This window comes from Pseudoxanthomonas sp. (assembly GCF_002863005.1).
In the GTDB taxonomy this organism is placed as follows: domain Bacteria; phylum Pseudomonadota; class Gammaproteobacteria; order Xanthomonadales; family Xanthomonadaceae; genus Pseudoxanthomonas_A.
In genome coordinates this window covers 1-22,440 of sequence record NZ_PKDG01000001.1, presented here as the reverse complement: position 1 = coordinate 22,440, position 22,440 = coordinate 1, and the positions used below count along the sequence as shown (strand labels likewise).

General features: G+C 67.8%; 28 protein-coding genes and 1 other RNA gene. 25 read left to right on the top strand and 4 right to left on the bottom strand.

Annotated features, from left to right (window positions below):
- Positions 1 to 11 precede the first annotated feature (11 nt).
- The 9 genes from CYU89_RS00145 to CYU89_RS00105 all read left to right on the top strand — a co-directional run bounded on the left by CYU89_RS00145 (position 12) and on the right by CYU89_RS00105 (position 7,184).
- Positions 12 to 2,540 carry a DUF1631 domain-containing protein gene (locus CYU89_RS00145; RefSeq protein ID WP_296278191.1) on the top strand — a complete coding sequence of 843 codons (2,529 nt, stop codon included), beginning with the start codon at positions 12 to 14 and terminating at the stop codon, positions 2,538 to 2,540.
- Entirely contained in the window at positions 2,537 to 2,884 is a 348-nt protein-coding gene (locus CYU89_RS00140; protein WP_296278190.1) for a PilZ domain-containing protein, read from the top strand. Before CYU89_RS00145 ends, CYU89_RS00140 begins: the two co-directional genes overlap by 4 nt.
- Before the next feature lie 67 nt (positions 2,885 to 2,951).
- A complete protein-coding gene (pepQ, locus tag CYU89_RS00135; protein WP_296278189.1) occupies positions 2,952 to 4,292 on the top strand; it encodes a Xaa-Pro dipeptidase in 1,341 nt (446 codons plus the stop codon).
- 58 nt (positions 4,293 to 4,350) lie between these two features.
- Positions 4,351 to 4,788 carry a hypothetical protein gene (locus tag CYU89_RS00130; RefSeq protein ID WP_296278188.1) on the top strand — a complete coding sequence of 146 codons (438 nt, stop codon included), beginning with the start codon at positions 4,351 to 4,353 and terminating at the stop codon, positions 4,786 to 4,788.
- A gap of 144 nt (positions 4,789 to 4,932) precedes the next feature.
- Positions 4,933 to 5,487, top strand: a complete 555-nt coding sequence (locus CYU89_RS00125) for a hypothetical protein (protein ID WP_296278187.1) — start codon at positions 4,933 to 4,935, stop codon at positions 5,485 to 5,487.
- Between the two features lie 78 nt (positions 5,488 to 5,565).
- Positions 5,566 to 5,898 carry a hypothetical protein gene (locus tag CYU89_RS00120; protein ID WP_343125232.1) on the top strand — a complete coding sequence of 111 codons (333 nt, stop codon included), beginning with the start codon at positions 5,566 to 5,568 and terminating at the stop codon, positions 5,896 to 5,898.
- Positions 5,895 to 6,317 carry an MAPEG family protein gene (locus CYU89_RS00115; protein ID WP_296278186.1) on the top strand — a complete coding sequence of 141 codons (423 nt, stop codon included), beginning with the start codon at positions 5,895 to 5,897 and terminating at the stop codon, positions 6,315 to 6,317. The genes CYU89_RS00120 and CYU89_RS00115 overlap by 4 nt, the downstream gene beginning before the upstream one ends.
- Before the next feature lie 24 nt (positions 6,318 to 6,341).
- Positions 6,342 to 6,737 carry a YciI family protein gene (locus CYU89_RS00110; protein WP_296278185.1) on the top strand — a complete coding sequence of 132 codons (396 nt, stop codon included), beginning with the start codon at positions 6,342 to 6,344 and terminating at the stop codon, positions 6,735 to 6,737.
- Positions 6,738 to 6,746: 9 nt separating this feature from the next.
- Entirely contained in the window at positions 6,747 to 7,184 is a 438-nt protein-coding gene (locus tag CYU89_RS00105) for a GFA family protein (RefSeq protein ID WP_296278184.1), read from the top strand.
- 7 nt (positions 7,185 to 7,191) lie between these two features.
- On the opposite strand, the gene CYU89_RS00100 is transcribed toward CYU89_RS00105, so the two are convergent.
- Entirely contained in the window at positions 7,192 to 8,517 is a 1,326-nt protein-coding gene (locus tag CYU89_RS00100) for an aminopeptidase P N-terminal domain-containing protein (RefSeq protein ID WP_296278183.1), read from the bottom strand.
- Positions 8,517 to 9,059, bottom strand: coding sequence for a UPF0149 family protein (locus CYU89_RS00095; protein WP_296278182.1), 543 nt, complete (start codon positions 9,057 to 9,059; stop codon positions 8,517 to 8,519). The genes CYU89_RS00100 and CYU89_RS00095 overlap by 1 nt, the downstream gene beginning before the upstream one ends.
- A gap of 197 nt (positions 9,060 to 9,256) precedes the next feature.
- Between CYU89_RS00095 and CYU89_RS00090 the strand changes: the two genes are divergently transcribed.
- From CYU89_RS00090 to CYU89_RS00055, 8 genes are all read left to right on the top strand, one after another.
- A complete protein-coding gene (locus CYU89_RS00090) occupies positions 9,257 to 11,452 on the top strand; it encodes an EAL domain-containing protein (protein WP_296278181.1) in 2,196 nt (731 codons plus the stop codon).
- 158 nt (positions 11,453 to 11,610) lie between these two features.
- Positions 11,611 to 11,832: a TIGR02449 family protein gene (locus CYU89_RS00085; protein WP_296278180.1), complete on the top strand. Its 222-nt coding sequence runs from the start codon at positions 11,611 to 11,613 to the stop codon at positions 11,830 to 11,832.
- Entirely contained in the window at positions 11,829 to 12,125 is a 297-nt protein-coding gene (locus CYU89_RS00080; RefSeq protein ID WP_296278179.1) for a cell division protein ZapA, read from the top strand. The genes CYU89_RS00085 and CYU89_RS00080 overlap by 4 nt, the downstream gene beginning before the upstream one ends.
- Before the next feature lie 84 nt (positions 12,126 to 12,209).
- A non-coding RNA gene (gene ssrS / locus CYU89_RS00075) (6S RNA) lies at positions 12,210 to 12,396 on the top strand.
- 204 nt (positions 12,397 to 12,600) lie between these two features.
- On the top strand, positions 12,601 to 13,200 hold the full coding sequence (locus tag CYU89_RS00070; protein ID WP_296278178.1) for a 5-formyltetrahydrofolate cyclo-ligase: 600 nt from the start codon (positions 12,601 to 12,603) through the stop codon (positions 13,198 to 13,200).
- Positions 13,197 to 13,664, top strand: a complete 468-nt coding sequence (locus tag CYU89_RS00065) for an EVE domain-containing protein (RefSeq protein WP_296278177.1) — start codon at positions 13,197 to 13,199, stop codon at positions 13,662 to 13,664. Before CYU89_RS00070 ends, CYU89_RS00065 begins: the two co-directional genes overlap by 4 nt.
- Before the next feature lie 67 nt (positions 13,665 to 13,731).
- On the top strand, positions 13,732 to 14,382 hold the full coding sequence (gene rpiA / locus CYU89_RS00060) for a ribose-5-phosphate isomerase RpiA (protein ID WP_296278176.1): 651 nt from the start codon (positions 13,732 to 13,734) through the stop codon (positions 14,380 to 14,382).
- A gap of 14 nt (positions 14,383 to 14,396) precedes the next feature.
- Positions 14,397 to 15,065, top strand: coding sequence for an SH3 domain-containing protein (locus CYU89_RS00055; protein ID WP_296278175.1), 669 nt, complete (start codon positions 14,397 to 14,399; stop codon positions 15,063 to 15,065).
- 14 nt (positions 15,066 to 15,079) lie between these two features.
- Here the strand turns inward: CYU89_RS00055 and CYU89_RS00050 are convergent, their stop codons facing one another.
- The gene (locus CYU89_RS00050) at positions 15,080 to 15,469 is read right to left on the bottom strand and encodes a hypothetical protein (protein WP_296278174.1); all 390 of its coding nucleotides are present in this window, start codon (positions 15,467 to 15,469) and stop codon (positions 15,080 to 15,082) included.
- A 148-nt stretch (positions 15,470 to 15,617) separates the two neighbouring features.
- Between CYU89_RS00050 and CYU89_RS00045 the strand changes: the two genes are divergently transcribed.
- Genes CYU89_RS00045 through CYU89_RS00035 form a run of 3 tightly spaced genes read left to right on the top strand, consistent with a single transcriptional unit; the run spans position 15,618 to position 17,446 of the window.
- Positions 15,618 to 16,052 carry a hypothetical protein gene (locus tag CYU89_RS00045; RefSeq protein ID WP_296278173.1) on the top strand — a complete coding sequence of 145 codons (435 nt, stop codon included), beginning with the start codon at positions 15,618 to 15,620 and terminating at the stop codon, positions 16,050 to 16,052.
- 60 nt (positions 16,053 to 16,112) lie between these two features.
- Positions 16,113 to 16,559, top strand: a complete 447-nt coding sequence (locus tag CYU89_RS00040; RefSeq protein WP_296278172.1) for a DUF192 domain-containing protein — start codon at positions 16,113 to 16,115, stop codon at positions 16,557 to 16,559.
- A gap of 38 nt (positions 16,560 to 16,597) precedes the next feature.
- A complete protein-coding gene (locus tag CYU89_RS00035) occupies positions 16,598 to 17,446 on the top strand; it encodes a SirB1 family protein (protein WP_296278171.1) in 849 nt (282 codons plus the stop codon).
- A gap of 83 nt (positions 17,447 to 17,529) precedes the next feature.
- Here the strand turns inward: CYU89_RS00035 and CYU89_RS00030 are convergent, their stop codons facing one another.
- Positions 17,530 to 17,751 carry a rubredoxin gene (locus tag CYU89_RS00030; RefSeq protein WP_296278170.1) on the bottom strand — a complete coding sequence of 74 codons (222 nt, stop codon included), beginning with the start codon at positions 17,749 to 17,751 and terminating at the stop codon, positions 17,530 to 17,532.
- A 35-nt stretch (positions 17,752 to 17,786) separates the two neighbouring features.
- On the opposite strand from CYU89_RS00030, the gene thiE reads away from it, so the two are divergent.
- The 5 genes from thiE to CYU89_RS00005 all read left to right on the top strand — a co-directional run bounded on the left by thiE (position 17,787) and on the right by CYU89_RS00005 (position 22,329).
- Positions 17,787 to 18,425, top strand: a complete 639-nt coding sequence (gene thiE, locus CYU89_RS00025) for a thiamine phosphate synthase (protein ID WP_296278169.1) — start codon at positions 17,787 to 17,789, stop codon at positions 18,423 to 18,425.
- Positions 18,426 to 18,526: 101 nt separating this feature from the next.
- Entirely contained in the window at positions 18,527 to 19,819 is a 1,293-nt protein-coding gene (gene hemL / locus CYU89_RS00020) for a glutamate-1-semialdehyde 2,1-aminomutase (RefSeq protein WP_296278168.1), read from the top strand.
- Complete coding sequence (locus tag CYU89_RS00015; RefSeq protein WP_296278167.1) at positions 19,816 to 20,445, top strand: HAD-IA family hydrolase; 630 nt, start codon at positions 19,816 to 19,818, stop codon at positions 20,443 to 20,445. The genes hemL and CYU89_RS00015 overlap by 4 nt, the downstream gene beginning before the upstream one ends.
- A gap of 66 nt (positions 20,446 to 20,511) precedes the next feature.
- Positions 20,512 to 21,636 (top strand): type 1 glutamine amidotransferase domain-containing protein, encoded by a 1,125-nt coding sequence (locus tag CYU89_RS00010; RefSeq protein ID WP_296278166.1) that lies wholly within the window; start codon positions 20,512 to 20,514, stop codon positions 21,634 to 21,636.
- Between the two features lie 3 nt (positions 21,637 to 21,639).
- Complete coding sequence (locus CYU89_RS00005; protein WP_296278165.1) at positions 21,640 to 22,329, top strand: response regulator transcription factor; 690 nt, start codon at positions 21,640 to 21,642, stop codon at positions 22,327 to 22,329.
- Positions 22,330 to 22,440: the final 111 nt, after the last annotated feature.

Genomic DNA, 22,440 nt, shown 5'->3' with positions numbered 1-22,440 from the left:
CCACTGCACCGATGACCGCGACACGACCGCCGACGTCCGCTGCCGCGCCGACCACGATTGCATCGTCGGCGCTGCCGCCGCGCGTGCGGCGACTGCTGCAGAACCTGTTCGACCACATCGCGCCGGATTTCGTGTCCGCGCTGAACGGCATGCTGGTGGAGTTCGAGCAGCAGCTCTTCAAGCAGGCCGAGCAGGCCCGCAGCAACCACATGCAGACGCAGATCTTCGTCGACCTGCGGTCGCTGCAGAAGAACCGAGTGGACCTGGTGCCGCAGTACATGTTCGCACTGGAGTCCGAGCTGGCCGCGATCCGCAGCACGCGCGGTCGCGGCGAACAGGCCCCCGCCCGCCTGGATTTCCAGACCATGACGCTGGTCGAAGACGCGGTGATGGACCAGGAAATCGTGCTGCGCGAAGTCGCACGCCGGCATGAGCAGCGCGGCAACGCGCAGATCCTGATGCTGGGCCAGCGTATGGGCGTCATCGCCGGCCAACCGGCCTACGAGGCCGAGACGCTGCCGCTGGGCCCTTACCGCCTGTGCCAGCTGCTGAAGGAAGCCGCCGCCTGCCTCGAGTTGTCCATCGATGCGCAGCTCGTGCTGTACCGCAGCTTCGACCACAAGGTGATGCTGAACTACACCGAGTGGGCGAACACGGTGAACCAGTTCCTGGCGCGCGAGGGCATCCTGCCCGGCCTGGTCTACATGCCGCGGCGCGCACGCAATCTCGAGATCGTGCGGCCGCCCCGCGACGAAGCGGGCGGCGGCGCCCGGCCCATGACCGGCTGGCAGGGCCAGCCGGCCGGATCCCATTGGGCCACGCTGACGCCGGAGCAACTGCATGCGGTCGCGGGTGCGCTGACCGGTGGCAATTGGAGTGGAGACGCCCTCCCGCAGGCGGCCACGTCTGCGCCTACCTCAGCCGATGCCGCGACCGCTGCGGACGCGCCGAAGGAGACGGCGGGCTCATTCGAGGTCCTGCAGAAGCTGCTGGCCATCCGCCGCGGCGGACTCCAGGCCGATGCACTCGCGCAGGCCGGTGACATCGCGTCGCTCGGGGGACAGGCGGGCGACGGCGCAGCGATGACCCGCGACGGGGGTGTTGGCGCGCAACCCGCATCCATGGGCGACGGCGGCGGTCTGCCCCAGGCACAGGGAGGCACGGGCGGTGCTGCCGCAATGCCCTCGACCACCGGGGGCAGCGCGACGCGCGATGCGGCGCCGCGCCGCCTGCTGCCGACGCCGGACGTCCTCGACACGCTGCGGATGCTGCAGAGCGCACCGCTGCCCGCACGGACACCGGACCAGCCGCGCCGCACCGTGGCGGACCTGCAGCAGACCATGCTCGCCGAAGTCCGCGCCAAGCACGGCCCAGGCGCCACGCTGGCCAGCGCCGATTCCGACACGTTCGAGCTGCTCGACCTGCTCTACAACGAGATCGAGCGCGAAGTGCAGCACGACGCGCCCGCCGCCGACATGCTGGTGCGCCTGCAGGTACCCGTGGTGCAGGCGGCCCTGCGCGACCGCAATTTCTTCCTGCGGCCGCAGCACCCGGCGCGCGACCTTCTCAACACGGTCGCCGAGTCCGGCGCCACCTGGCTCGGTGACGACGATGTCGATCCCCACCTGGTGCAACGCTTGCACAAGGCGGTCGAGACCGTCGTCGAGACCTACGAGGGCGACGAGGCTGTCTTCGAAGACGCCAACCGCGACGTGCAGCAGCACCTGCAGGCGGCCGCGCGCAAGGCGGAGCTGGCCGAGCGTCGGCAGATCGAAGCCGCACGCGGCAAGGACCGGCTTGAGGTGGCCAAGCAGCGCGCCGCCGACACCATCGAGTCGGCGATGGCCGATGCCAAACCGCAGAAGTTCGTGCAGGCGCTGCTCAGCCAGGCGTGGGCGGACGTGCTGACGCTCACCCAGCTGCGCAATGGCGAATCGTCCACCGAATGGGCCGACCAGCTGCAGACCACGCTGGAGATCGTGGCCGCCACGACCTCGGCGCAGCCCGCCGATCCGGCGCTGGCGACGAAGATCGAGAAGTCGCTGGTGCAGGTGGGCTACCACGAGGACGAGGCCGCCGCGATCTCGCGCCGGCTCTCCAGTGCGGAGGAAGACGAGACCACGTCGCGCACCGAGCTGACCGCGCGGCTGAAGGCGCGCGCGCGGCTGGGCGGACAGGGCGAGGTCAAGAAGAAGCCGGTGCAGCCGCGTACGCCGCAGGAGCAGGAGTGCTACGACTACCTGCGCACGCTCCCGTTCGGCACCTGGTTCGAATTCACCCGCAACCAGCAGGGCGACGTGCAGCGCCAGCGCCTGTCGTGGTTCAGTCCGGTGACCGGCAACGCCCTGTTCGTCAACCAGCGCGGCCAGCGCGTGGGCGAGCATTCGCTGGATACGCTGGCGCACCTGATGGCCAAGGGCCAGGCGCAGGTGGTCACCGAAGATCGCGGCCGCCTGATCGACCGTGCCTGGAACGCCACCCTCAGCGCGCTGCGCAGCCTGACGGGCCGTGGCGGCGAACCCGCAGGAGACATCGCATGATGCGCGAGTTCCGCCGCGCCCGCCGGCGCAACGTCCCGAAGCCGGTGCCGGTCTTCGACCTGATGACGGAACAGGTGATCGGCCGGCTCGGCAACCTCTCCGAATCGGGCATGCTGCTGGTCGCCACCGAACCGATGGTCGACGATGCGCTGTACCAGCTGCGTTTCCACTTGCAGGACGCGCGCGGCCAGGATCAGCCGATCGATGTGGGCGCGCACCTGATCTGGTCCGCCGCCGCGAACACGCCCGGGCAGGCCTTCGCCGGCCTGCGCTTCCTCACCATCGACCGCGAGCCGCTGGAACGGCTGCGCCAGTGGGTCAACGCCGGACCCGAAGCCGATTGATCGCACCGCTGCGGCCGGGTCCGGTCGATTGCGGCAGAATGACGGCTCTTCAGTACGAGCCGACGCCATGAATGCCCCCGCTTCCTTCGATACCGACCTCGTCCCGCTGTACGCCGATCATCTGGCCACGATGAAGCGGCGGGCGGACGAAGCGTTGGCACGCGGCGGCTTCGACCACCTGGTCGTGCCCAGCGGGACCCAGCATTGGCAGGTCTTCGACGACCGCGACTATCCGTACGCGGTGAACCCGCAGTTCAAGGCCTGGCTGCCGCTCACGCGGCTGCCCTACAGCTGGCTTGTGTACACGCCCGGCAAGCGGCCGCAGGTGATCTTCTACCAGCCGTTCGACTACTGGCATGTCGTGCCAGGGGCACCGAGCGGCTGGTGGGTGGACCACGTCGATGTCCACATCATCCGCAAGCCGGACGAAGCGGCGGCGCTGCTGCCGCCTGCGGCCCGCAGTGCGATCCTCGGCGAGCCGCAGAGCACGCTCGGCGACTACGCGCCGAACAATCCCGAGCCGGTGATCCAGTACCTGGAATACCAGCGCTCTTACAAGACGCCCTACGAGATCGCGCTGATGCGGCAGGCGCAGCGCCTGGCCGTGCGCGGACACCGCGCCGCCGAAGCTGCCTTCCGCGCGGGGGAGAGCGAGTTCGGCATCCACATGGCCTACTGCACGGCGGTGGGCCAGGATGCCAATGACCTGCCCTACGGCAACATCATCGGCCTCAACGAACACGCGGCGATCCTGCACTACATGGAACTGCAGCGCGTGGCGCCCGATCCGCTGCGCAGCTTCCTGATCGACGCCGGCGCCAGTTTCCATGGCTACGCCAGCGACATCACCCGCACTTACGCCTACGACACCGGTGGCGACTTCCAGGCGCTGATCGACGCGGTGGATGCCGCGCAGCAGCGCATGTGCGCCGGGGTGCGGGCGGACGTGGATTACCGGCAGTTGCACGTGGATGCGCACCACACGCTGATGGGCATCCTGAAGGACTTCGGCGTGATCACGGTATCGCCCGAGGCCGCGGTCGCCACCGGCGTCAGCGCGGCGTTCTTCCCGCACGGCCTGGGCCATCCGATCGGCCTGCAGGTGCACGACGTGGCCGGCTTCGCCGCGAGCGATCGTGGCGGCCGCATCGAACGGCCCGCCGGCCATCCCTACCTGCGCATGACCCGCGTGCTGGAACCGGGCATGGTGGTGACCATCGAACCCGGCCTGTACTTCATCGACCTGCTGCTGGACGAGGTCAAGAAGAACGGCCACGCCGCCAGCGTCGACTGGACGCGCGTCGACGCATTCCGCCCGTACGGCGGCATCCGCATCGAGGACGAAGTGCTGTGCACCGAAGGCGATGCGGACAACCTGACGAGGCCGGCGTTCGCGGAAGCGGGCTGACGCGGCGATTCGCAACGCGATCCCGTCCACCCAGCGCTCGACGTCATCAGGTATCTCCATGGATAGCGATCTGATCGTGATGGCAACGATAGTCCTGCTGGCGGCCGCGGGCCTGGTGGCCACCGTACTGCTGCCGGCGTGGATCGCATGGGCGATTGCCTGGCGGTCCGGCATGCCACGGTCCTGCAGACGGTCGTTCGCTTTCGCATGCCTGCTGTTGAGCTATGGCGTGATGGTGTTCGCGGCCGCGTTGCTGCTGCCGCTAGAAGTCCTCAAGACATTCATCGCCTCCGACCTGCACGCACGCGGCTACCGGGCGCTCGCCAATGGAATCTTCGTGGCCGCCGAACACGGTACGCCTATCGTCTCCTGTACCGCAGCCTTGGTCGCCGCTGTCGTCATTCCTCTCAAGCTGCGCAGGCATTGGCCCGCGATCACGTCCGCTGTCGCGGACCGCCCCGCCTCACCCGCGATCCAGCGCGACGCGGATGCGTAGCAGGGGACGCTCGGAGCGCTGTGCGACAGCGTCGTAGTCCGGGACGGATCGAAGGCCGCAAGCGGGGACGGGCCGCGTAACGCATCCCGGGTGCGTTACGCTTACCCGGGCTACGGTCGCTAGACGTGCGCAACGGGGTTATTCATGGTCGGACAGCGCGTGAAAGTCGGGTTATACGCCTTTTTTTTCGCGTCCTGCGCGCGTCAGGACGTAGGCGTGCAGGCACACGGCGCCTTTATGGAGGCGATGCGCACGAGGTCCACTTCGCCTCACTACGTCAAGATAAGACTGGTGGACCCTACCCGCGGGATCACCAGAGATACCTGCGTGACAGCCAATCTCCTCAGGGGCGCTCTGCACCTCGAGACGGGAGTCGCTCACGACCGCGCCGGCACGACTGCCATTGATGCATCGCTTTCGGCGAACCGCGCTCACGAGTTCGTTTTCACTAATCCCGCTGCCTTGGCCAATATGCCCTCGCTCCCTGAGCTACAGGAAATCAACGAGGCCTCGCAACTTGTCTCGGGCCTCTCAGGCCCCGATATCGCCGAGTCTTTAAGCGAAGGTGCATTGGCGAACTTCACCGGACAGGGCGCTCGCCAAGAGGAGCGCTTAGCAGCGCTAGCCTGCGCACTGATCGACCGTGGCTACCGGCCTCGCCAAGCCGATCTTACTGGCGCGATCACCCTCGATACATAATCCGTGGAGCGGGCGCCACGCCTTTCATCCACTCTGACGCCTACGGAGGATTCGCATGCACGCAAGCGGACGGCACGCATGATGTTCATGATCGGCCAGGGCGAACGCGTGGTGCCGGTGGGCGAACCGGAGCCGCAGCATTGCCCGCGTTGCGATCAGGAGCGCGACTTCCAGCCGCAGCTGGCCTACAAGTACGGTGAGTTCGACCTGCTGTTCGGCTTCGTCTACGGTCGGCGCTACCAGCTGGCCTGTCCGGAATGCCACCATGGCTGGCGACTGGATCGGTTGCAGGCCGAACGGCGTTATGGCAAGCCGGATATCCCGTTCCGCCTGCGCTACGGTCTTTTCGTCCTCCTCGGCCTGGTCGCCGCCTTGGGTGCGGCCTACCTGGCGAATCCGTCGCTGCCATGACCGCGCTCACGCCCCTCGATACCGCCCTGCTGCTGCCGATGACGGCGCATGTCGCGCTCGCCGCGTGCCTCTACGTGCTGCTGACGATCGCGCGGGCGCCGGCGATCTGGGGCATCGGCCGCCGCGCGGATGGCAGCAATCCGTGGGCGAAGGTCGAGCCGCGGATCAGCGCCAACCTGTCCAACCAGTTCGAGTGGCCGCTGTTCTTCCATGTCGCCTGCGTCGTGCTGATGTTGCTTGGCGCGAGCCACGCTGCCATCGCCCTCGCGTGGCTGTTCGTCGCCGGTCGTGTCCTGCATAGCGTCGTGCAGGTCGCGACCACGAACGTACGCCTGCGGGGGCTCGTCTTCACCGCGAATTTCGTGGCGGTGCTGGGCCTGTGGGGCCTACTGCTGCAGGCAGCGCTGGCGCACGCGTAATCCGCCCTTCCTCCTGGACCCCTCATGACGACCTCCGACTACCTCCTCATCTCCCGCGGCCAGTGGGACGAAAGCGCATCGAAAGAAGACGTGCAGGACGCCATCGATCGCTTCTACACTTGGTACGAAAAAGGCGTGGCCGACGGCGTGCTCAAGCCCGGCAGCCGTCTCGAGAACCGAGGCAGACAGGTATCTCGAAGAGGCATCACCGACGGACCGTTCGCCGAAGCCAAGGAACTGGTCGGCGGCTACTGGTTCATCGTCGCCGAGTCGCTGGATCACGCCGCGCGGATCGCGTCCGAGAACCCCTGCCTGGCCTTCGGGCTGACGCTGGAAATCCGGCCACTGGAGGCGGCGCGCGCACGTGTTGATGTCGTGGCCAACGAAACCCCGTCGACGTGGCGTTCCGGCGAAGGCTGAGGTCTGCCGATGCATGCGCTTCCCTCGGTGCTGGATGGCGGCTGCCACTGCGGCGCGCTGACGCTTGCCTTCTCCACGCGTCTGGTGCCGGCCGCGACGGCGCCCCGCGCGTGCGACTGCAGCTTCTGCCGCGCGCATGGCGCCGCATGGCTTTCCGATACCGATGCGCAGCTGGTCGTCCGCGTGCAACGGCCGGATCGCCTGCGCCGTTACCGGCAGGGATCGGAGGCTGCGCAGTTCCTGCTGTGCGGCGACTGCGGCGTGCTGGTGGCCGTGGTGTTCGAAGAGGGCGACCAGCGCCACGCCGCGGTCAATGCCGGATGCCTGGATGCACGCGACGGCTTCGCGCCGCCCGTGCCCGCCTCACCGCAACGGTTGGCGCCCGAGGAGAAAGCCGCACGATGGCGGCAGCTGTGGATCCGCGACGTGCGGGTGGATGGCCCCTGAGGCGTGGTCAGCCCGCCGCCATCACCGCTTCGATCTCGTCCGCGCTGCGCGCCAGCGCATCGGTAAGCACGCGCGGCTCGCCGTCGGTGACCAGCACGTCGTCCTCCGTGCGGATGCCGATGCCGCGCCACTTGGGGTCGACCGTCTCGTCATCGTGGCCCACGTACAGGCCCGGCTCGATGGTGAACGCCATGCCGGCTTCCAGCAGGCGCGATTCGCCGTCGATGCGGTAGTCGCCCACGTCGTGCACGTCCAGGCCCAGCCAGTGGCCGGTCTTGTGGCGGTAGAAGCGGCGGTACGTGCCTTCGGCGAGGTTCTTCTCGAGCTTGCCTTTCAACAGGCCGAGCTTCAGCAGGCCTTCGGTCAGCGTCTCGACCGCGGCCACGTGCCCGGCCTCGTACGGCACGCCGACGCGGGCGCAGTCCAACGCGGCACGCTGGGCCTCGCCGACCAGGTCGTGCAGCGCGCGCTGCGCGGGGGTGAAGCGGCCGTTGACCGGGAACGTGCGGGTGATGTCGGCGGCGTAGCCGCGGTATTCGGCGCCCGCATCGATCAGCACCAGGTCGCCGTCGCGCGCCTGCGCGGTATTCGCTCGGTAGTGCAGCACGCAGGCGTTGCGGCCGGCGCCGACGATGCTGTTGTAGGCGGGCCATGCATCATTGGCACGGAACACGCGCTCCACGTCGGCCTGCAGCTCGTACTCGCGGATGCCGGGGCGCGCCGCGCGCATCGCAGCGAGGTGGGCCTGGACGCTGATGTCGGCGGCGCGCTGCATCAGCTTCACTTCGTCCTTCGACTTGAACAGCCGCAGGTCGTGCAGCAGGTGGCCGAGTTCGAGGAACTCGTGCGGCGGCTGCGCGCCCTGCTTCACGTGAGCGCGCACGTGGCGCACCCAGCCGATCAGCTTGAGATCGAAGTCGGCGTCGCGCCCGAAGTGGTAGTAGACGCGGGAACGCCCTTCCAGCAAGCCCGGCAGGATCTCGTCGAGATCGTCGATCGGGTAGGCATCGTCCATGCCGTAGTCGTTGACCGCGCCGTCCTGGCCGGCGCGCGGGCCGTCCCAGCCTTCGCGCTCGGGATCGCGCTCGCGGCAGAACAGGATGGTTTCGCCGTGCTTGCGACCGGGTACCAGTACCAGCACCGCCTCCGGCTCCGGAAAGCCGCTGAGATACCAGAAGTCAGAGTCCTGCCGGAACGGATAATGCGTATCGTGGCTGCGCACGCGCTCGGCGGCGGCGGGCAGCACCAGGATCGCGTCGTTGCCGGCCAGCCGCATCATCTGCTTGCGCCGGCGGGCGAACTCCGCCGCGCCGATGCCGGCGACGGCCTTCATCAGTTCAGGCTCCGGCGATGCCGGGGCCCGAGCACGCAGTCGCCATGCAGCAGCAGGACGGCCACCCGGACGAACTCCTCCAGTTCCGCCAGCGCATCCTCGTCTTCCTCGTCGTCGCTGCTCTCGGGCGATGCCTGGGCCAGTCGCGCGAGGTCCTGCAACGCCTCCTGCCCCTCTTCGGACAGCGGCGGCGCGGCGCCCGCGGCCAGTCCGAAGGCGCCCAGGAATCCCTGGCACCAGGCAAACAGCGCTTCCGCGCGCTCGTCGAGCGGACGGTCGGCGGCGGGCAGCAACAGGTCGAAGGCGAAGCTGCGGTCTTCCAGCTGGGCGACGGCGCACTCGCGCAACTGGTCAAGCGCGCTGCCGGTCGCAGGCGCCGGCAACTGGTCGTCGGCCAGCGCGCGGGCCAGCCAGGTGTCGTCGGCCGTGCCGCCACCGGCGAGCCAGCCGCACAGCGCACCGTGCAGTTCCGACGCGTCCATGGCCAGGCCGGACTGGCGGGAAGCGGCCGCCACGTCGGCGATATCGGGAAGGTCGGGCATAGAAGAACGCAATCCGTCAGGGGTTTCGGACAACCTTGCAAGTGTAGCAATCAAAAGCCGCTTCCCTCCTTGTTGTGCGTGTGTACGCATGCCTACACTCACATATTGCCTACGCATTGGCCCCTCGCCCCTCCATGCACGCCTCCCCTGTCGCTGCAGTCCTGGCAACGGCTTCCCCCCTGTCGTCCCGGCTGGCCATGGGCCTCGCGGGCCTGGTGTTGCTGGGCGTCGTGCTGATCGGGACGCGGCGCTGGTGGCAGGCATGGCTGGCGAGCCGGCAGGTTCCGCAGGAGCCGCTGCGCAGCGAGTCCCTGCGCAACCGCGACGAGCGACTGAAGCTGGCGCTGTGGGCCTCGGGCGAGCAGTTCTGGGATTACGACCTGGTGCAGCGCCGGCTCTACCGGATGCGGGCGGACGAAACCGCCGTGCAGACCGCCGACATCACCGTGCTGACGCGACAGGGCGAAGTCCCGACCATCCACGAGGAAGACATGCCGCTGGTGCAGGAGCGCCTGCGCCTGCACCTGCAGGGCAAGACCCCGCTCTTCATGTCGGAACACCGGATGGACATGCTGGGCAACGGCACCTGGGTATGGGTGCGCGCCCGTGGCCGCGTCGTCGAGCGCGACGGTGAGGGACAACCCATCCGGATCGCCGGCACCGCCCGCGACATCACCGCCAGCCGCAATGCCGAGTACGAGCACCGCATCGCCGGCGAGGTGATGCGCAGCATGAACGAAGCGGTGGCCGTGCTGGACTGGGCGCACCAGTTCATCACCATCAATCCCGCCTTCACCCGCATCACCGGCTATGCGGAAGAGGAAATCATCGGCCAGCCGATGACGATGCTGGACAGCGACCAGCACGAGGATGCCTTCTTCGAACGGATGAACCGCGAATTGCGCCTGACCGGGCGCTGGTCCGGTGAGATCTGGAAGGTCCGCAAGGATGGCGAGGAAATCCTCTGCCGCATCGAGACCAACGTGGTGCCGGACGCCACCGGCGAGCGTCCGTTGTACGTGCAGGTATTGACCGACATCACCGAGCAGAAGCGCGCCGAGCAGGAACTGCGCTACCTGGCCAACTACGACACCCTGACCAGCCTGCCCAACCGCTCGCTGCTGTCCGAGCGGCTGTCGCGCGCCATCGTGCGGGCGCGTCGCGAGCACGGCCACGTCGCCGTCCTGTTCATCGACCTGGACCGCTTCAAGGACATCAACGATTCGCTCGGCCACGCCACCGGCGACCGCATCCTGCGCTCGGCGGCCGCGCGCGTGCAGCAGACGGTCGGGACGCAGCACACGGTCGCGCGCCTGAGTGGCGACGAATTCACCGTGGTGCTGGAGGACATCAACGGCATGCCCGATGCCGAAGAGGTGGCCCAGCGCATCATCCAGGCCTTCCGTACGCCGCTGAACTTCGGCGAACGGCTGGAACTGGCGGTATCGCCCTCGATCGGCATCAGCCTGTATCCGGAGCACGCCCAGGTACCGACGGAGCTGCTGAAGCACGCCGACACCGCCATGTACCAGGCCAAGGCGATGGGGCGGCACACCTATCAGGTGTATTCGGAATCGATGGACGAGAAGAACCGCCATCGCGCCATCCTTGCCAGCGCCCTGCGCCGCGCGATCGACCGCAACGAACTGTCGCTGGTGTTCCAGCCGCGCCTGTCGATCTCGCGGCAGCGGATCACCGGCGTCGAGGCCCTGCTGCGGTGGGAGAGCAAGGAATTCGGCACCGTGTCGCCGGGCCAGTTCATCCCGCTGGCGGAAGAGTCGGGGATGATCCTCGAACTCGGCGCCTGGGCACTGCGCCACGCCTGCCTGACCCTGCGCGACTGGCACGACGCCGGCCTGGAAGAACTCAGTGTGGCGGTGAATGTGTCCGCCACCCAGTTGCAGCGCGGCGACCTGCAGACGGTGGTCGCGCGCACGCTGCAGGAAACCGGCGTCCCCGCCAACCGCCTGGAGCTGGAACTGACCGAGAGCGTGGTGATGGCCAGCCCCGAGCAGAACGCCGACACGCTGCGCGCCTGCCGGCGCCTCGGCATATCGCTGGCGATCGACGACTTCGGCACCGGCTATTCATCGCTGGCGTACCTGAAGCGCCTGCCGTTGACCACCCTGAAGATCGACCGCGAATTCATCAGCGACCTCACCCACGACACCGATGACGAGGCCATCACCAGCACCATCATCACGATGGGACAGTCGCTGGCGCTGAAAGTCGTCGCCGAGGGCGTGGAGACGTGGGACCAGTACGAGTTCCTGCGCAACCACGGCTGCGACGAAGTGCAGGGCCACTGGGTCTCGCAGGCACTGGTGGCGGACCAGTGCCTGCGCTTCATCCGGGACTACTACCCCGGCTCGGGCATGCGCGTGGCCTCCTGACCCCGGCGACCCTGGCGGGAAACCCTGCGGGAGTGGGCCATGCCCGCGATGCTTTTCGATCTGACCACGCAAGAGCAACGGAGGCATGGCCCGCTCCTGCGGACATCGGGCGTTCGGCCGCTTGACCGCCCGGCAAGCGCACGCCTATCGTGACCGGCATGGACACCGCCGACCTCCTCGACCAGCTCCGCGCGCTCAGTACGCGCATCCAGGACCTGGCCGACCGGTGCCAGCGCCTGGCGGACGAAAACCGCAGCCTGCGCCAGCAACAGGAGCAACTGGTCGGCGAGCGCTCGCAGTTGCTGGCCAAGAACGAGCAGGCGCGGTCGCGCGTCGAAGCGATGATCAGCCGCCTCAAGTCCCTGGAGCAGCACACGTGAGCGCCAACGAACCGGTCAGCGTGCATCTGCTGGATCGCGAATACACCGTGGGCGTGGCCCCGGACGAACGTTCCAGCCTGATGGCAGCCGCCAAGCTGCTCGACAGCCGCATGCGCGAAGTACGTGGCAGCAATCGCATGGCGGCGGTAGACCGCATCGCAGTACTGGCGGCGCTCAATCTGGCACACGAATTGCAGCAGTTGCGCGACGAGCAGCACGCGCGCAACCGTGACGTCGAGCGCACGCTGCAGGATCTGCACCGCAAGCTGGACAGCGCGCTGGGCACGTCGTAACGGCGCTGCGACGTCGCCGACTGCGGACTGAATCCGCCGACGAACGGGCTAGGCAAAAAATCTTCGCTCGCTATACTGGCCTCGCGTCCTCTGCTGTACTCGACAGTGAGCGCAAACATTCGCCTTGTCCCTTAATGACGACCACGGGGGGGTGACGGTTACCGGGAGTGCAAGTCTGCCTCGCAGCGGAAAGCCCGATGGTTGCCCAACCTTCCCACTTGAACCCCGGGTTCAAGGTCGTTTCGCGAACATCGTGCATGGCGGAGGACGTATTTTTCCCGCGGCAGCGGCATCAGCCGCGACCCGGCCGGTCCTGTTGCACCCGCCCTTGAGCGGGATGACTTCGAAACGAAGCCGACTGCACGAGGGATCCGACGCACAGGGCCGTGACTGAGGCCGCTCCCGCGGTCCCACCGGCAACGCTGGTGCGCATGCCGTAAAATTCGCGCATGCCTGTACCGTCCCCTACCTTGCCATGACCGTCGAGCGCGATGCGCTGCGACGCGACCTGCGTGCGCGACGTCGCGCCCTGCCCGCTGCCGAGCGCATCGCCGGTGCGGATGCGCTCGCCGCGCGCCTGTTCGCCTTGCCGTTCTTCCCGACGACCGGCTATGTCGCCGGTTACTGGGCGATGGATGGCGAAATCGGGCTGCACAGCTGGCAGATGCGGCTGCCGAAGGGGGCGGTGTACTGCCTGCCCATGCTGTCGGACGACGCGACGCTGCGTTTCGCGCCCTGGCGACCGGGCGATGCCTTGGTGACCAACCGTTATGGCATCCCGGAGCCGGACGTCGATCCGCGCTCGGGCTTGCCAGCGACGGACATGTCCCTGATCGTCGTGCCGCTGGTCGGTTTCGACAAGGCGGGGCATCGCCTGGGCATGGGCGGCGGCTGGTACGACCGCACGCTGGCGCCGCGCCTGGAACGCCCTGCGCCGCCCTGGCTGGTCGGCGTCGGTTTCGAAGCGCAGCGGATCGACACGCTGGGCGCGCAGCCCTGGGACGTGGCGCTGGACGCCGTCTGCACCGAACGCGACACGCTGTTCCCCTCTCCTTTGCCGGACCCTTCGCCATGACCTCCCGCAAGCACTATTGGCTGATGAAGTCCGAGCCGGACACGTTTTCCATCGACGACCTGAAGAAAGTCGGCATCGAGCCGTGGAACGGCGTGCGCAACTACCAGGCGCGCAACTTCATGCGCGCAATGAAAGTCGGCGACGGGGTGCTGTTCTACCACTCCAACTGCAAGGAACCGGGCATCGTCGGCACGGCGACCATCGCGACGACGGCGTATCCGGACGACACCCAGTTCGATCCCACGTCCGACTACTACGACCCCAAGAGCACGCGCGAGGAACCGCGCTGGTCGTTGGTGGACGTGAAGTTCGATCGTGCGTTGAAGCGCACCATCACGCTGGACGAAATCAAGCGGCATGCCGACGACCTTGGCGAAGGTTTCGCGCTGATCCAGCGCGGCAGCCGACTCTCCGTGCTGCCGGTGACCGCCGCGCAGTGGAAGTTCCTGCTGGCGCTGGAGTAATGCGCATACCCTCGGGCGCGGTCCGCGTGCGCTCCCGCAGACATCATTTTCCTGTTGAGAAGACACCATGAGCGAAGCAAAGCGCCTGGCTGGCGAAAAGGCCATCGAGTTCGTCGAGGACGGCATGATCGTCGGTGTCGGCACCGGTTCCACCGTCGCCTACTTCATCGATGCGCTGGCCGGCATCAAGGACCGCATCAAGGGCGCCGTCTCCAGCTCGGAGCAGAGCACGGCACGCCTGAAGCAGCATGGCATCGATGTGCTCGACCTCAACCACACCGGCACGCTGTCGCTGTATGTCGACGGTGCCGATGAGTGCGATCCGCACAAGCGGCTGATCAAGGGTGGCGGCGCGGCGCTAACGCGCGAGAAGATCATCGCCGAAGCCAGCAAGCAGTTCGTCTGCATCATCGACCCCAGCAAGCAGGTGCCCGTCCTCGGCCGTTTCCCGCTGCCGGTGGAAGTCATCCCGATGGCACGCAGCCTGGTCGCGCGCGAAATCCTGGCGATGACCGGCGGCCAGCCCGTATGGCGCGATGGCGTGACCACCGACAACGGCAACGTGGTGCTCGACATCCACAACCTGTCGATCACCGATCCGGTGGCGATGGAGCGCGAGATCAACCAGATTCCCGGCGTGGTCAGCGTGGGGCTGTTCGCCCGCCGCCCCGCAGACATCGTGATCGTCGGTGGCGAACCACCGATCGTGCTGGGCTGAGGAAAAGGACCGCCGTGTCCGTCGCGCGCACCCTGTCGTTAGCCGGCCTGATGGTCGCGGCCGGCATGGCGACGGCCCGTGATCCCGTGCTTGCGCCACCGAGCCAGGCCTTGCCGCCCTCGGTACAGGCGATGCGCGACGATCTGCAACGCATCGTCGCGGCGCGCGACGTGCAGGCGTTGCGCGCCCACGTCCGCGATGCCACCACGCTGAGCTTCGGTGGCGATACCGGGCCCCAGGGCTTCGATGCCTTATGGCTGCGCGATGCCGATGCCACGCGCGAGCTGTGGCGGATACTCGAGGAGGTCCTCGCCCTGCCCGGAGTGGCAAGGCAGGAGGATGGCGAGGCGGTGTACTGCGCGCCGTATGTGTACTGCCTGCCCTACCCGGGCGATCTGGACGTCTTCGAAGCGCAGGTGTGGGTCGGCCGCGATGTCGCCGTACGGGCGAAACCCGATCTCGCGGCACCCGTCGTCACGCGGGTCAGTCACGCCGTGCTGACGCGCGTCGACGACGTGGTCGACGGCGCCGGCGATTCCGCGTGGACGCGTGTTCGCCTGGCATCAGGCCAGGAGGGCTACATCGCCACTCGGCTGCTGCGTAGCCCGATCGACTACCGCATCTCCCTGGTCCGCGAAGGCGCGCGCGGGTGGGCGTTCCAGTATTTCGTCGCCGGCGACTGAGCGCGCTGGGGTCTTCAGCTGTTGTCGGACAGCGCCCTGACCAGATCGCCGACGAGGTCGCGCTTCTTCGGCGACAACTTCAGGAACGTATCGATGACCTGGCGCTCGCGACTGCCGACACCGGACGGCCATGGCGATCGCGTCTCCGCCACGCGCGAACGCGAGGGTGAGCCGAAGCGAAGCGCATGCGGCTCCACTCCCAGCAGATCCGCGATCACCTGGAGCTTGTCCTGCGCCGGGATCGCGCCCGCCCTCAGCCAACGTGACACCGTCTGGAATGTGACGGAACGACCTCGGTAGTGGCTGTTGAAGAGATGGAACAACACTTTCGGCCGCGCTTCGTACCCCGCCTGCTGCATGGCGTTCGCCAGTCGTTGCGAGAATTTTTCGCGCTCGTTGCCCATGCCGGCCACGTTAGCGGGGTGAACTCACACATATTCACTATCCACGTGAATTGACGCGCACTTTTTGAGTTCATACAGTGCGGCGCACCGCGCACGTCGGATGACAGTCACGACACGCATGCGCGACAACGGACACAAGGAGCTTCCGATGACACCGAAGGATCGCAACACGCACGACATCCCACCGCGCGCCGAGACCAGCGACGTTCCGCACACGATGTTCGAAGCCGCAGCACCACCGCTCGACGATGCCCTGTACGTGCTGCAGGCCGCACCGGGCCACAGCTTGGCCGACCCCGGTCTCGCACGGCTGACACCCGGCGGTCTTGATCGCCTGTTCCTCGCCGCGCGTCGCCAGGCCGAACGCAACCACGACAGCATCCTGTTGCTGCTCGACCTGCTGCAGGTCTCCCAGCCGGCGGACGCCACGACGCATCGACGACTGATGCCGCGGGTCGTCCGCCAGCTGCGACACCACGTGGAGGACCAGCACCGCTGGCAGGCGCTCGCCGACAACGCCGCCTACTACCGCGACAACCGTCGGGTCGCGGAGCGCGTGGCCGAGCGGCTGGCGTGCGGGTGACGCGGTCCCCGCGGCGGTCGGCGCTACACTGGCGGCTCCCTGATGACGCCGGATGTCGACATGCGCCTGCCCCCGTGGTCCGTTCTCGCCCCCGCCCTGCTGCTCAGCGCCTGTGCCAACGGCGGCCCCTGGGTCGAAGTCGGCGGCGAACGCTTCACGGTGGAGATCGCCGACGATGACGCCGAGCGCGCACGCGGCCTGATGTTCCGCGACGAGCTGGCCGCCGGCACCGGCATGCTCTTCATCCACGACGCCGAAGAACCGCAGGCCTACTGGATGAAGAACACGCGCATCCCGCTGGACATCCTATACTTCGACGATGCCCGCAAGCTGGTCGCCCAGCAGCGCAACGTCCCGCCCTGCTCCGGCGGCGACAGCTGCCCCTCCTATCCCAGCGACCAGCCCGCCCGCTACGTGCTGGAACTGAATGCCGGCGAAGCCGAGCGGCTGAAGCTCAGGGACGGTGCGGAAATGGAGTTGGGCAAAGGCATTCCGCCTGTCCGCTGAGGCTTGATTGTCGCGACGATTGGCCCCAGTCTGTGGCCATGGGGGATCGACTGACATTGCCGGAATGGAATGCGTTGGCCAGCCAGGCGGACGACACCGTACCGCTGCTGGAAACCGCGCTGCTGATCGCGCGCGACGAGTACCCCGACCTGGACGCCGATCTCTACGACACGCTCGTCCAGAGCCATGCCGAACACCTGCGCCACGAGATCGACACGATCGAGCCGTGGCCGCTGAAGATGGCGGCCATCAACCGGCACCTGTTCGACGAGCTGGGCTACACCGGCAACCACGACGAGTATTACGACCCCCGCAACAGCTACCTCAACCAGGTGTTCGAACGCCGGCTCGGCAATCCGGTGTCGCTGGCGATGGTGCAGATCGAAGTCGCCCGCCGGCTCGGCGTGCCGCTGGATGGTGTGTCCTTCCCCGGTCATTTCCTGGTCCGCCTGCCGGTGGACGACGGCCTGCTGGTGATGGATCCGTTCAATGGCGGGCGGCCGCTCGGTGTGGACGAGCTGCGCGAACGCGCCAAACCCCACCTGGGCGGCGACGTTCCGGACGATGCCGCGCTGCTGCACATCCTCAATCCCGCCTCGCCGCGCGCCATCCTCGTGCGCACGCTGCGCAACCTGCATGGACTGTATGCCGAGCGGGAGGAATGGGACCGCGCCGCCCGCAGCGCGGACCGCGTGCTGAAACTCACGCCCGACCAGCCCGACGCCCTGCGCGACCGCGGCCTCGCCTACCTGAAGATGGACTACAAGGCCGGCGCGCAGCGCGACCTGGCCCGCTACCTGCACCTGTCGCCGGAAGCGAACGATGCCGCGGCGATGCGCGAACAGCTGATCGAGCTCAACGCGGCGCGTACGTCGCGGATGCATTGATGTTGCCGGCGTGGGAGCGACGTAAGTCGCGATGAACCACCATCGGCCCATCATCGCGACTTACGTCGCTCCCACTAGACTCCTCAGTCCCGCTCCACCATCTCGAAATCCTCCTTGCTGACGCCGCAGTCCGGGCAGGTCCAGTCGTCCGGGATGTCTTCCCAGCGCGTGCCGGGGGCGATGCCCTCTTCGGGCAGACCATCAGCCTCGTCGTAGATGAAGCCGCAGACCACGCACATCCAGGTGCGGTAGATGGTGGCGGTGGCGTCGGTCACGGGATAATGCCGGCTTGGAGGAGCGGCCATTGTCCCATCGCCGCCCGCGCACCGGAAGTTCGCCGATGACATCCCAGACGCCGTCCGTCCGCCACGCTCGCGGGCTGTACCTGATCACGCCGGAAGACGCGGACACCGCCCGCCTGCTGGCGCGCGTGGGCGCCGTGCTTCCGCATGCGACCTGGCTGCAGTATCGCCAGAAGACGGCCGACGCCGGTCTGGGTCTCGCGCAGGCCACCTCCCTGCAGGCGCTTTGCGTGCAGGCCGGCGTGCCGCTGATCATCAACGATGACATCGCCCTGGCGGAGGCCGTCGGCGCCGCCGGCGTCCATCTCGGTGAAGACGACGGTGACATGGCGGCCGCCCGCCACCGCCTGGGCCCGCATGCCATCGTCGGTGCCTCGTGCTACGACGAGCACGCGCTCGCCGAACGCGCGGTGGCGGCAGGCGCCAGCTACGTGGCGTTTGGGGCCTTCTTCCCGACCACCAGCAAGGTCACCACGCGCCGCGCCACACCGGCATTGCTGGCCGATGCCGCCTCGCTGGGTGTCCCGCGGGTGGCGATAGGCGGCATTACCCCGGACAATATGGGCCCACTGGTGGCGGCCGGCGCCGACCTGGTCGCCGTGATCGGCGGCGTGTTCGAGGCCGCCGATCCGGTGGCCGCGGCGCAGGCCTACCGAGCAGGATTTGACCGAGCCTGATGCTCCCCGTGGGAGCGACGTAAGTCGCGATGAGGCATCACGACTCTTCCATCGCGACCTACGTCGCTCCCACAAGACGCCCCCCTACTCCCTGGAATCCCATGAATCACGACCAGTCCCACGCCCTCTTCGCCCGCGCCCAGCAGTTGCTGCCCGGCGGCGTCAATTCGCCGGTGCGCGCGTTCAAGTCGGTCGGGGGCGAACCGTTCTTCGTGCAGCGCGCCGATGGCGCGTACCTGCACGACGTCGATGGCAACCGCTACATCGACTACGTCGGCTCGTGGGGCCCGATGATCGTCGGCCACAACCATCCGACAGTGCGCGAGGCGGTGCAGGCGGCGATCCAGGACGGCCTGTCGTACGGCGCGCCCTGTCCGGCGGAAGTGACGATGGCCGAAACGATCACGCGCCTGGTGCCATCGTGCGAGATGGTGCGCATGGTCAACTCCGGCACCGAAGCCACGCTGTCGGCGATCCGCCTGGCGCGCGGCGCGACCGGGCGCAACCGCATCGTCAAGTTCGAAGGCTGCTACCACGGCCACGGCGATTCGTTCCTGGTGAAGGCCGGCAGCGGCATGCTGACGCTGGGCGTGCCGACCTCGCCCGGCGTGCCGGTGGGGCTTAGCGAACTGACGCTGACGCTGAGCTACAACGACGTCGAAGGCGCCACGCAGCTGTTCGAACAGTACGGCAGCGAGATCGCCTGCCTGATCATCGAACCCGTCGTCGGCAACGCGAACTGCCTGCCGCCGCGCGACGGCTACCTGCAGCACCTGCGCGCCCTGTGCACGCAGCATGGCACGCTGCTGATCTTCGACGAAGTGATGACCGGTTTCCGCGTCGCCCTCGGCGGGGCGCAGGCGCATTACGGCATCACGCCGGACCTGACCACCTTCGGCAAGATCATCGGCGGTGGCATGCCGGTGGGCGCCTACGGTGGCCGTCGCGACCTGATGCAGCAGATCGCGCCAGCCGGCCCGATCTACCAAGCCGGCACGCTGAGCGGCAATCCGGTGGCGATGGCCGCGGGCCTGGCGATGCTGGAGCTCATCCAGACGCCGGGTTTCCACGACCGCCTCGCCGCGGCGACAGCGACGCTCTGCGAAGGCCTGGAAGCCGCCGCGCGCGACGCCGGTGTAGCGCTGACCACCACGCGCGTCGGCGCGATGTTCGGCCTGTTCTTCACCGATCAGCAAGTGGACACGTATGCGCAGGCCATCGCCTGCGACACCGCAGCATTCAACCGCTTCTTCCACGCGATGCTGGAACGCGGCGTGTACCTGGCGCCGTCGGCGTTTGAAGCCGGCTTCATGTCCAGCGCACACACACCCGACGTCATCGACGCGACGATTGCCGCCGCCCGTGAGGCCTTCAAGGTCGTCGCCGCGGGATGAAGCCCCGCATCCACCAGGTGCTGTTCGATTTCGACGGCGTCCTGGCCCACTACCGGCACGAGGTGCGCATCGCGCACCTCGCCGCGCATGCGGGTTGCGCCTCCGAACGGGTGCGCGAGGTGTTGTTCGTCTCGGGCCTGGAAACCGAGTACGACAGCGGCACGATCGACACCGCCGCCTATCTCGGCCGATTGGGCGAGGGCTTGGGCGCGGTGGTGGATGAAGACGCCTGGCTGGCTTCACGCATGGCGGGCAGCACTGCCATCGACGGCGTGCTGGAGCGCATCGCGGCGCTGCACCCCGCTCTCTCCCTGGGCGTACTGACCAACAACGGCGTGATGATGACGCACGCGATCCCCCGCATCGTTGCGCCGATGGCGTCCAGGATCGAAGGCCGCGTGCTGACCAGCGGCGGACTGCAGATGCGCAAGCCTGCCCCGGCGACGTTCACGCGTGCGCTCGACGTGCTGGGCTGGGATGCCGGCAGCACGCTGTTCGTCGACGACAAGTTCACCAATGTGCGGGGCGCGCGCGACGCCGGCATGCATGCCGAAACCGTCACCGATGCGCGCAGCTTCGGCAAGGCGCTGAAGCGTTACGCGTTCGGCCCGCAGACGGGCTGGTAGCGTGCGTTTGAAGCTTGGTTGATCCGGGCGCGGGAGACTGGCGGCCTTCCCTCGGAGATCCGTCCCATGTCCCTGATTCCCAACGCCCTGCGCCGGCTGGGCGCACTGCTTTGCTTCGCCGTGGTACTGCCCGCGCACGCCGCCGTGCCGGACAAGGTGCTGATCGTCGTCAGCGGCGAGGGACGCGACCAGGGCAAGACCCGTCCCGGCTACGAGTTCGACGAACTGTCGCAAGCCTGGCTGATCTTCAAGGCCAACGGACTGAAGGTGGACGTCGCCAGTCCGCAGGGCGGTGCCGTGGAAGCCGACAAGTACAACGCGCAGGAACCCTTCAACGCGGCGTTGCTCGGTGATGCAGAGGCCATGCGTACGCTGGCGGCGACGCGTTCGACGCGCGACGTGAAGGCGGCGGACTACGCGGCGATCTACGTCGTCGGCGGCAAGGGCGCGATGTTCGATCTGCCGCGCGACAACGCGCTGGCGTCGCTGCTGGCCGAAGCCTACATGCAGGGCGCCGTGATCGGCGCGGTCTGCCATGGGCCGGCCGCGCTGGTGGACGTGAAGCTCGGCGACGGAACGATGTTGGTTGCAGGCAAGGCGATGACGGGCTTCACGAATGAAGAGGAAGCGGTGTTCGGCAAGCGCTGGGCGAAGGATTTCCCGTGGCAGCTCGAGGACGCGTTGCGCGGGCGCGGGGCGCGGTGGCAGGAAGCACCGCTGATGATGGCGAAGGTCGTCGTGGACGGGCGCCTGGTCACCGGGCAGAACCCTTACTCCACGCCCGGCGTCGCCGACGCCATCGTGCGCGCGACCGGCCGCACGCCCGTGGCGCGTTCACCGTGGCGCGACGAGCTGACGATGGCGCTCGCTGCCCGGGCCCGCAGCGGCGATGTGCGTGGCGCAGCGGATGCGCTGGCGCAGGATCGCGAGCGCTACCACGTGGACCTGCTGGGCATGCTGGGCTATTACCAGGCGCAGGCGGTCGGCGGCAACGACGACCTGCGGCATGCGCTGACCCTGATGCAGTTGGCGATGCCCTACATGGCGCAGCCGCAGCTGAAGCTCGGTGCCGCCGAGGCCCATCTCCGCCTGGGCGAACGGGAACAGGCGAAATCGCTGGTGCAGCAGGTGCTGGCGGGCAAGCCGGACATGGCCGAAGCTAAGGCCCTCCTGCAACGCATCGATGGTTGAACGATGACGGCACCTCCGGCCCGCATCCTGGTGATCGAAGACAACGCGCTGCTGCGAGTGCAGTTGCAACACCTTTTCACCGATGCTGGCATGACCGTCGAGTTCGCTTCGGATGGCCTCAGCGGATTGCAGATGGCGCTCGACGCGCCGCCCGACGTGCTGGTGCTCGACGTGGGCTTGCCCGCACTCGATGGCCTGCGCCTGTGCGAGCGCCTTCGGGCGGAGGCCGATCGCCACGTCCCGGTACTGATGCTGACCGCACGCGACGCGCTGGAGGACAAGCTGCAAGGCTTCCGTGCCGGCGCCGACGACTATCTGGTCAAGCCGTTCGCGGGCGCGGAACTGATCGCGCGCTGCCAGGCGCTCACGCAGCGACACCGCAGTGGCGAGACCCATGTCGTGCGGATCGGCACGCTGCGCATCGATCGCCGGCATGCGCTGGCGACACGACACGAGCTTCCGCTTGAACTGCACCAGACGGCGTACCAGATCCTGCTAGCCCTCGCCGAGGCGTGGCCACGGACCTTGACGCGCAGCGAATTGATCCAGCGCCTGTGGGGCGATGCGCCGCCGGAGTCGGATCCGCTGCGCACGCATCTCTACCTGCTCCGCCAGGCGCTGGACAAGCCGTTTGCCACGCCGATGCTGAAAACCGTGCATGGCGTGGGTTTCCGGCTGGAAGCCGACGCATGAGCGCATCGATCCTGCCGCGCCGGCGGCTTCGCAACCGCATGATGCTGGTGTTCGCGGCGTTCACGCTGGTGCTGGCCGCGCTGTTCGGCCTTTACACGCTGCTCTTCGTCT

Excerpts from the sequence above, each read along its gene's own strand:
- CYU89_RS00145 (WP_296278191.1), top strand. The coding sequence starts at position 12 with ATGACCGCGACACGACCGCCGACGTCCGCTGCCGCGCCGACCACGATT.
- CYU89_RS00140 (WP_296278190.1), top strand. The coding sequence starts at position 2,537 with ATGATGCGCGAGTTCCGCCGCGCCCGCCGGCGCAACGTCCCGAAGCCG.
- pepQ (WP_296278189.1), top strand. The coding sequence starts at position 2,952 with ATGAATGCCCCCGCTTCCTTCGATACCGACCTCGTCCCGCTGTACGCC.
- CYU89_RS00130 (WP_296278188.1), top strand. The coding sequence starts at position 4,351 with ATGGATAGCGATCTGATCGTGATGGCAACGATAGTCCTGCTGGCGGCC.
- CYU89_RS00125 (WP_296278187.1), top strand. The coding sequence starts at position 4,933 with ATGGTCGGACAGCGCGTGAAAGTCGGGTTATACGCCTTTTTTTTCGCG.
- CYU89_RS00120 (WP_343125232.1), top strand. The coding sequence starts at position 5,566 with ATGATGTTCATGATCGGCCAGGGCGAACGCGTGGTGCCGGTGGGCGAA.
- CYU89_RS00115 (WP_296278186.1), top strand. The coding sequence starts at position 5,895 with ATGACCGCGCTCACGCCCCTCGATACCGCCCTGCTGCTGCCGATGACG.
- CYU89_RS00110 (WP_296278185.1), top strand. The coding sequence starts at position 6,342 with ATGACGACCTCCGACTACCTCCTCATCTCCCGCGGCCAGTGGGACGAA.
- CYU89_RS00105 (WP_296278184.1), top strand. The coding sequence starts at position 6,747 with ATGCATGCGCTTCCCTCGGTGCTGGATGGCGGCTGCCACTGCGGCGCG.
- CYU89_RS00100 (WP_296278183.1), bottom strand. The coding sequence starts at position 8,517 with ATGAAGGCCGTCGCCGGCATCGGCGCGGCGGAGTTCGCCCGCCGGCGC.
- CYU89_RS00095 (WP_296278182.1), bottom strand. The coding sequence starts at position 9,059 with ATGCCCGACCTTCCCGATATCGCCGACGTGGCGGCCGCTTCCCGCCAG.
- CYU89_RS00090 (WP_296278181.1), top strand. The coding sequence starts at position 9,257 with ATGGGCCTCGCGGGCCTGGTGTTGCTGGGCGTCGTGCTGATCGGGACG.
- CYU89_RS00085 (WP_296278180.1), top strand. The coding sequence starts at position 11,611 with ATGGACACCGCCGACCTCCTCGACCAGCTCCGCGCGCTCAGTACGCGC.
- CYU89_RS00070 (WP_296278178.1), top strand. The coding sequence starts at position 12,601 with ATGACCGTCGAGCGCGATGCGCTGCGACGCGACCTGCGTGCGCGACGT.
- CYU89_RS00065 (WP_296278177.1), top strand. The coding sequence starts at position 13,197 with ATGACCTCCCGCAAGCACTATTGGCTGATGAAGTCCGAGCCGGACACG.
- rpiA (WP_296278176.1), top strand. The coding sequence starts at position 13,732 with ATGAGCGAAGCAAAGCGCCTGGCTGGCGAAAAGGCCATCGAGTTCGTC.
- CYU89_RS00050 (WP_296278174.1), bottom strand. The coding sequence starts at position 15,469 with ATGGGCAACGAGCGCGAAAAATTCTCGCAACGACTGGCGAACGCCATG.
- CYU89_RS00045 (WP_296278173.1), top strand. The coding sequence starts at position 15,618 with ATGACACCGAAGGATCGCAACACGCACGACATCCCACCGCGCGCCGAG.
- CYU89_RS00040 (WP_296278172.1), top strand. The coding sequence starts at position 16,113 with ATGCGCCTGCCCCCGTGGTCCGTTCTCGCCCCCGCCCTGCTGCTCAGC.
- CYU89_RS00035 (WP_296278171.1), top strand. The coding sequence starts at position 16,598 with ATGGGGGATCGACTGACATTGCCGGAATGGAATGCGTTGGCCAGCCAG.
- CYU89_RS00030 (WP_296278170.1), bottom strand. The coding sequence starts at position 17,751 with ATGGCCGCTCCTCCAAGCCGGCATTATCCCGTGACCGACGCCACCGCC.
- thiE (WP_296278169.1), top strand. The coding sequence starts at position 17,787 with ATGACATCCCAGACGCCGTCCGTCCGCCACGCTCGCGGGCTGTACCTG.
- hemL (WP_296278168.1), top strand. The coding sequence starts at position 18,527 with ATGAATCACGACCAGTCCCACGCCCTCTTCGCCCGCGCCCAGCAGTTG.
- CYU89_RS00015 (WP_296278167.1), top strand. The coding sequence starts at position 19,816 with ATGAAGCCCCGCATCCACCAGGTGCTGTTCGATTTCGACGGCGTCCTG.
- CYU89_RS00010 (WP_296278166.1), top strand. The coding sequence starts at position 20,512 with ATGTCCCTGATTCCCAACGCCCTGCGCCGGCTGGGCGCACTGCTTTGC.
- CYU89_RS00005 (WP_296278165.1), top strand. The coding sequence starts at position 21,640 with ATGACGGCACCTCCGGCCCGCATCCTGGTGATCGAAGACAACGCGCTG.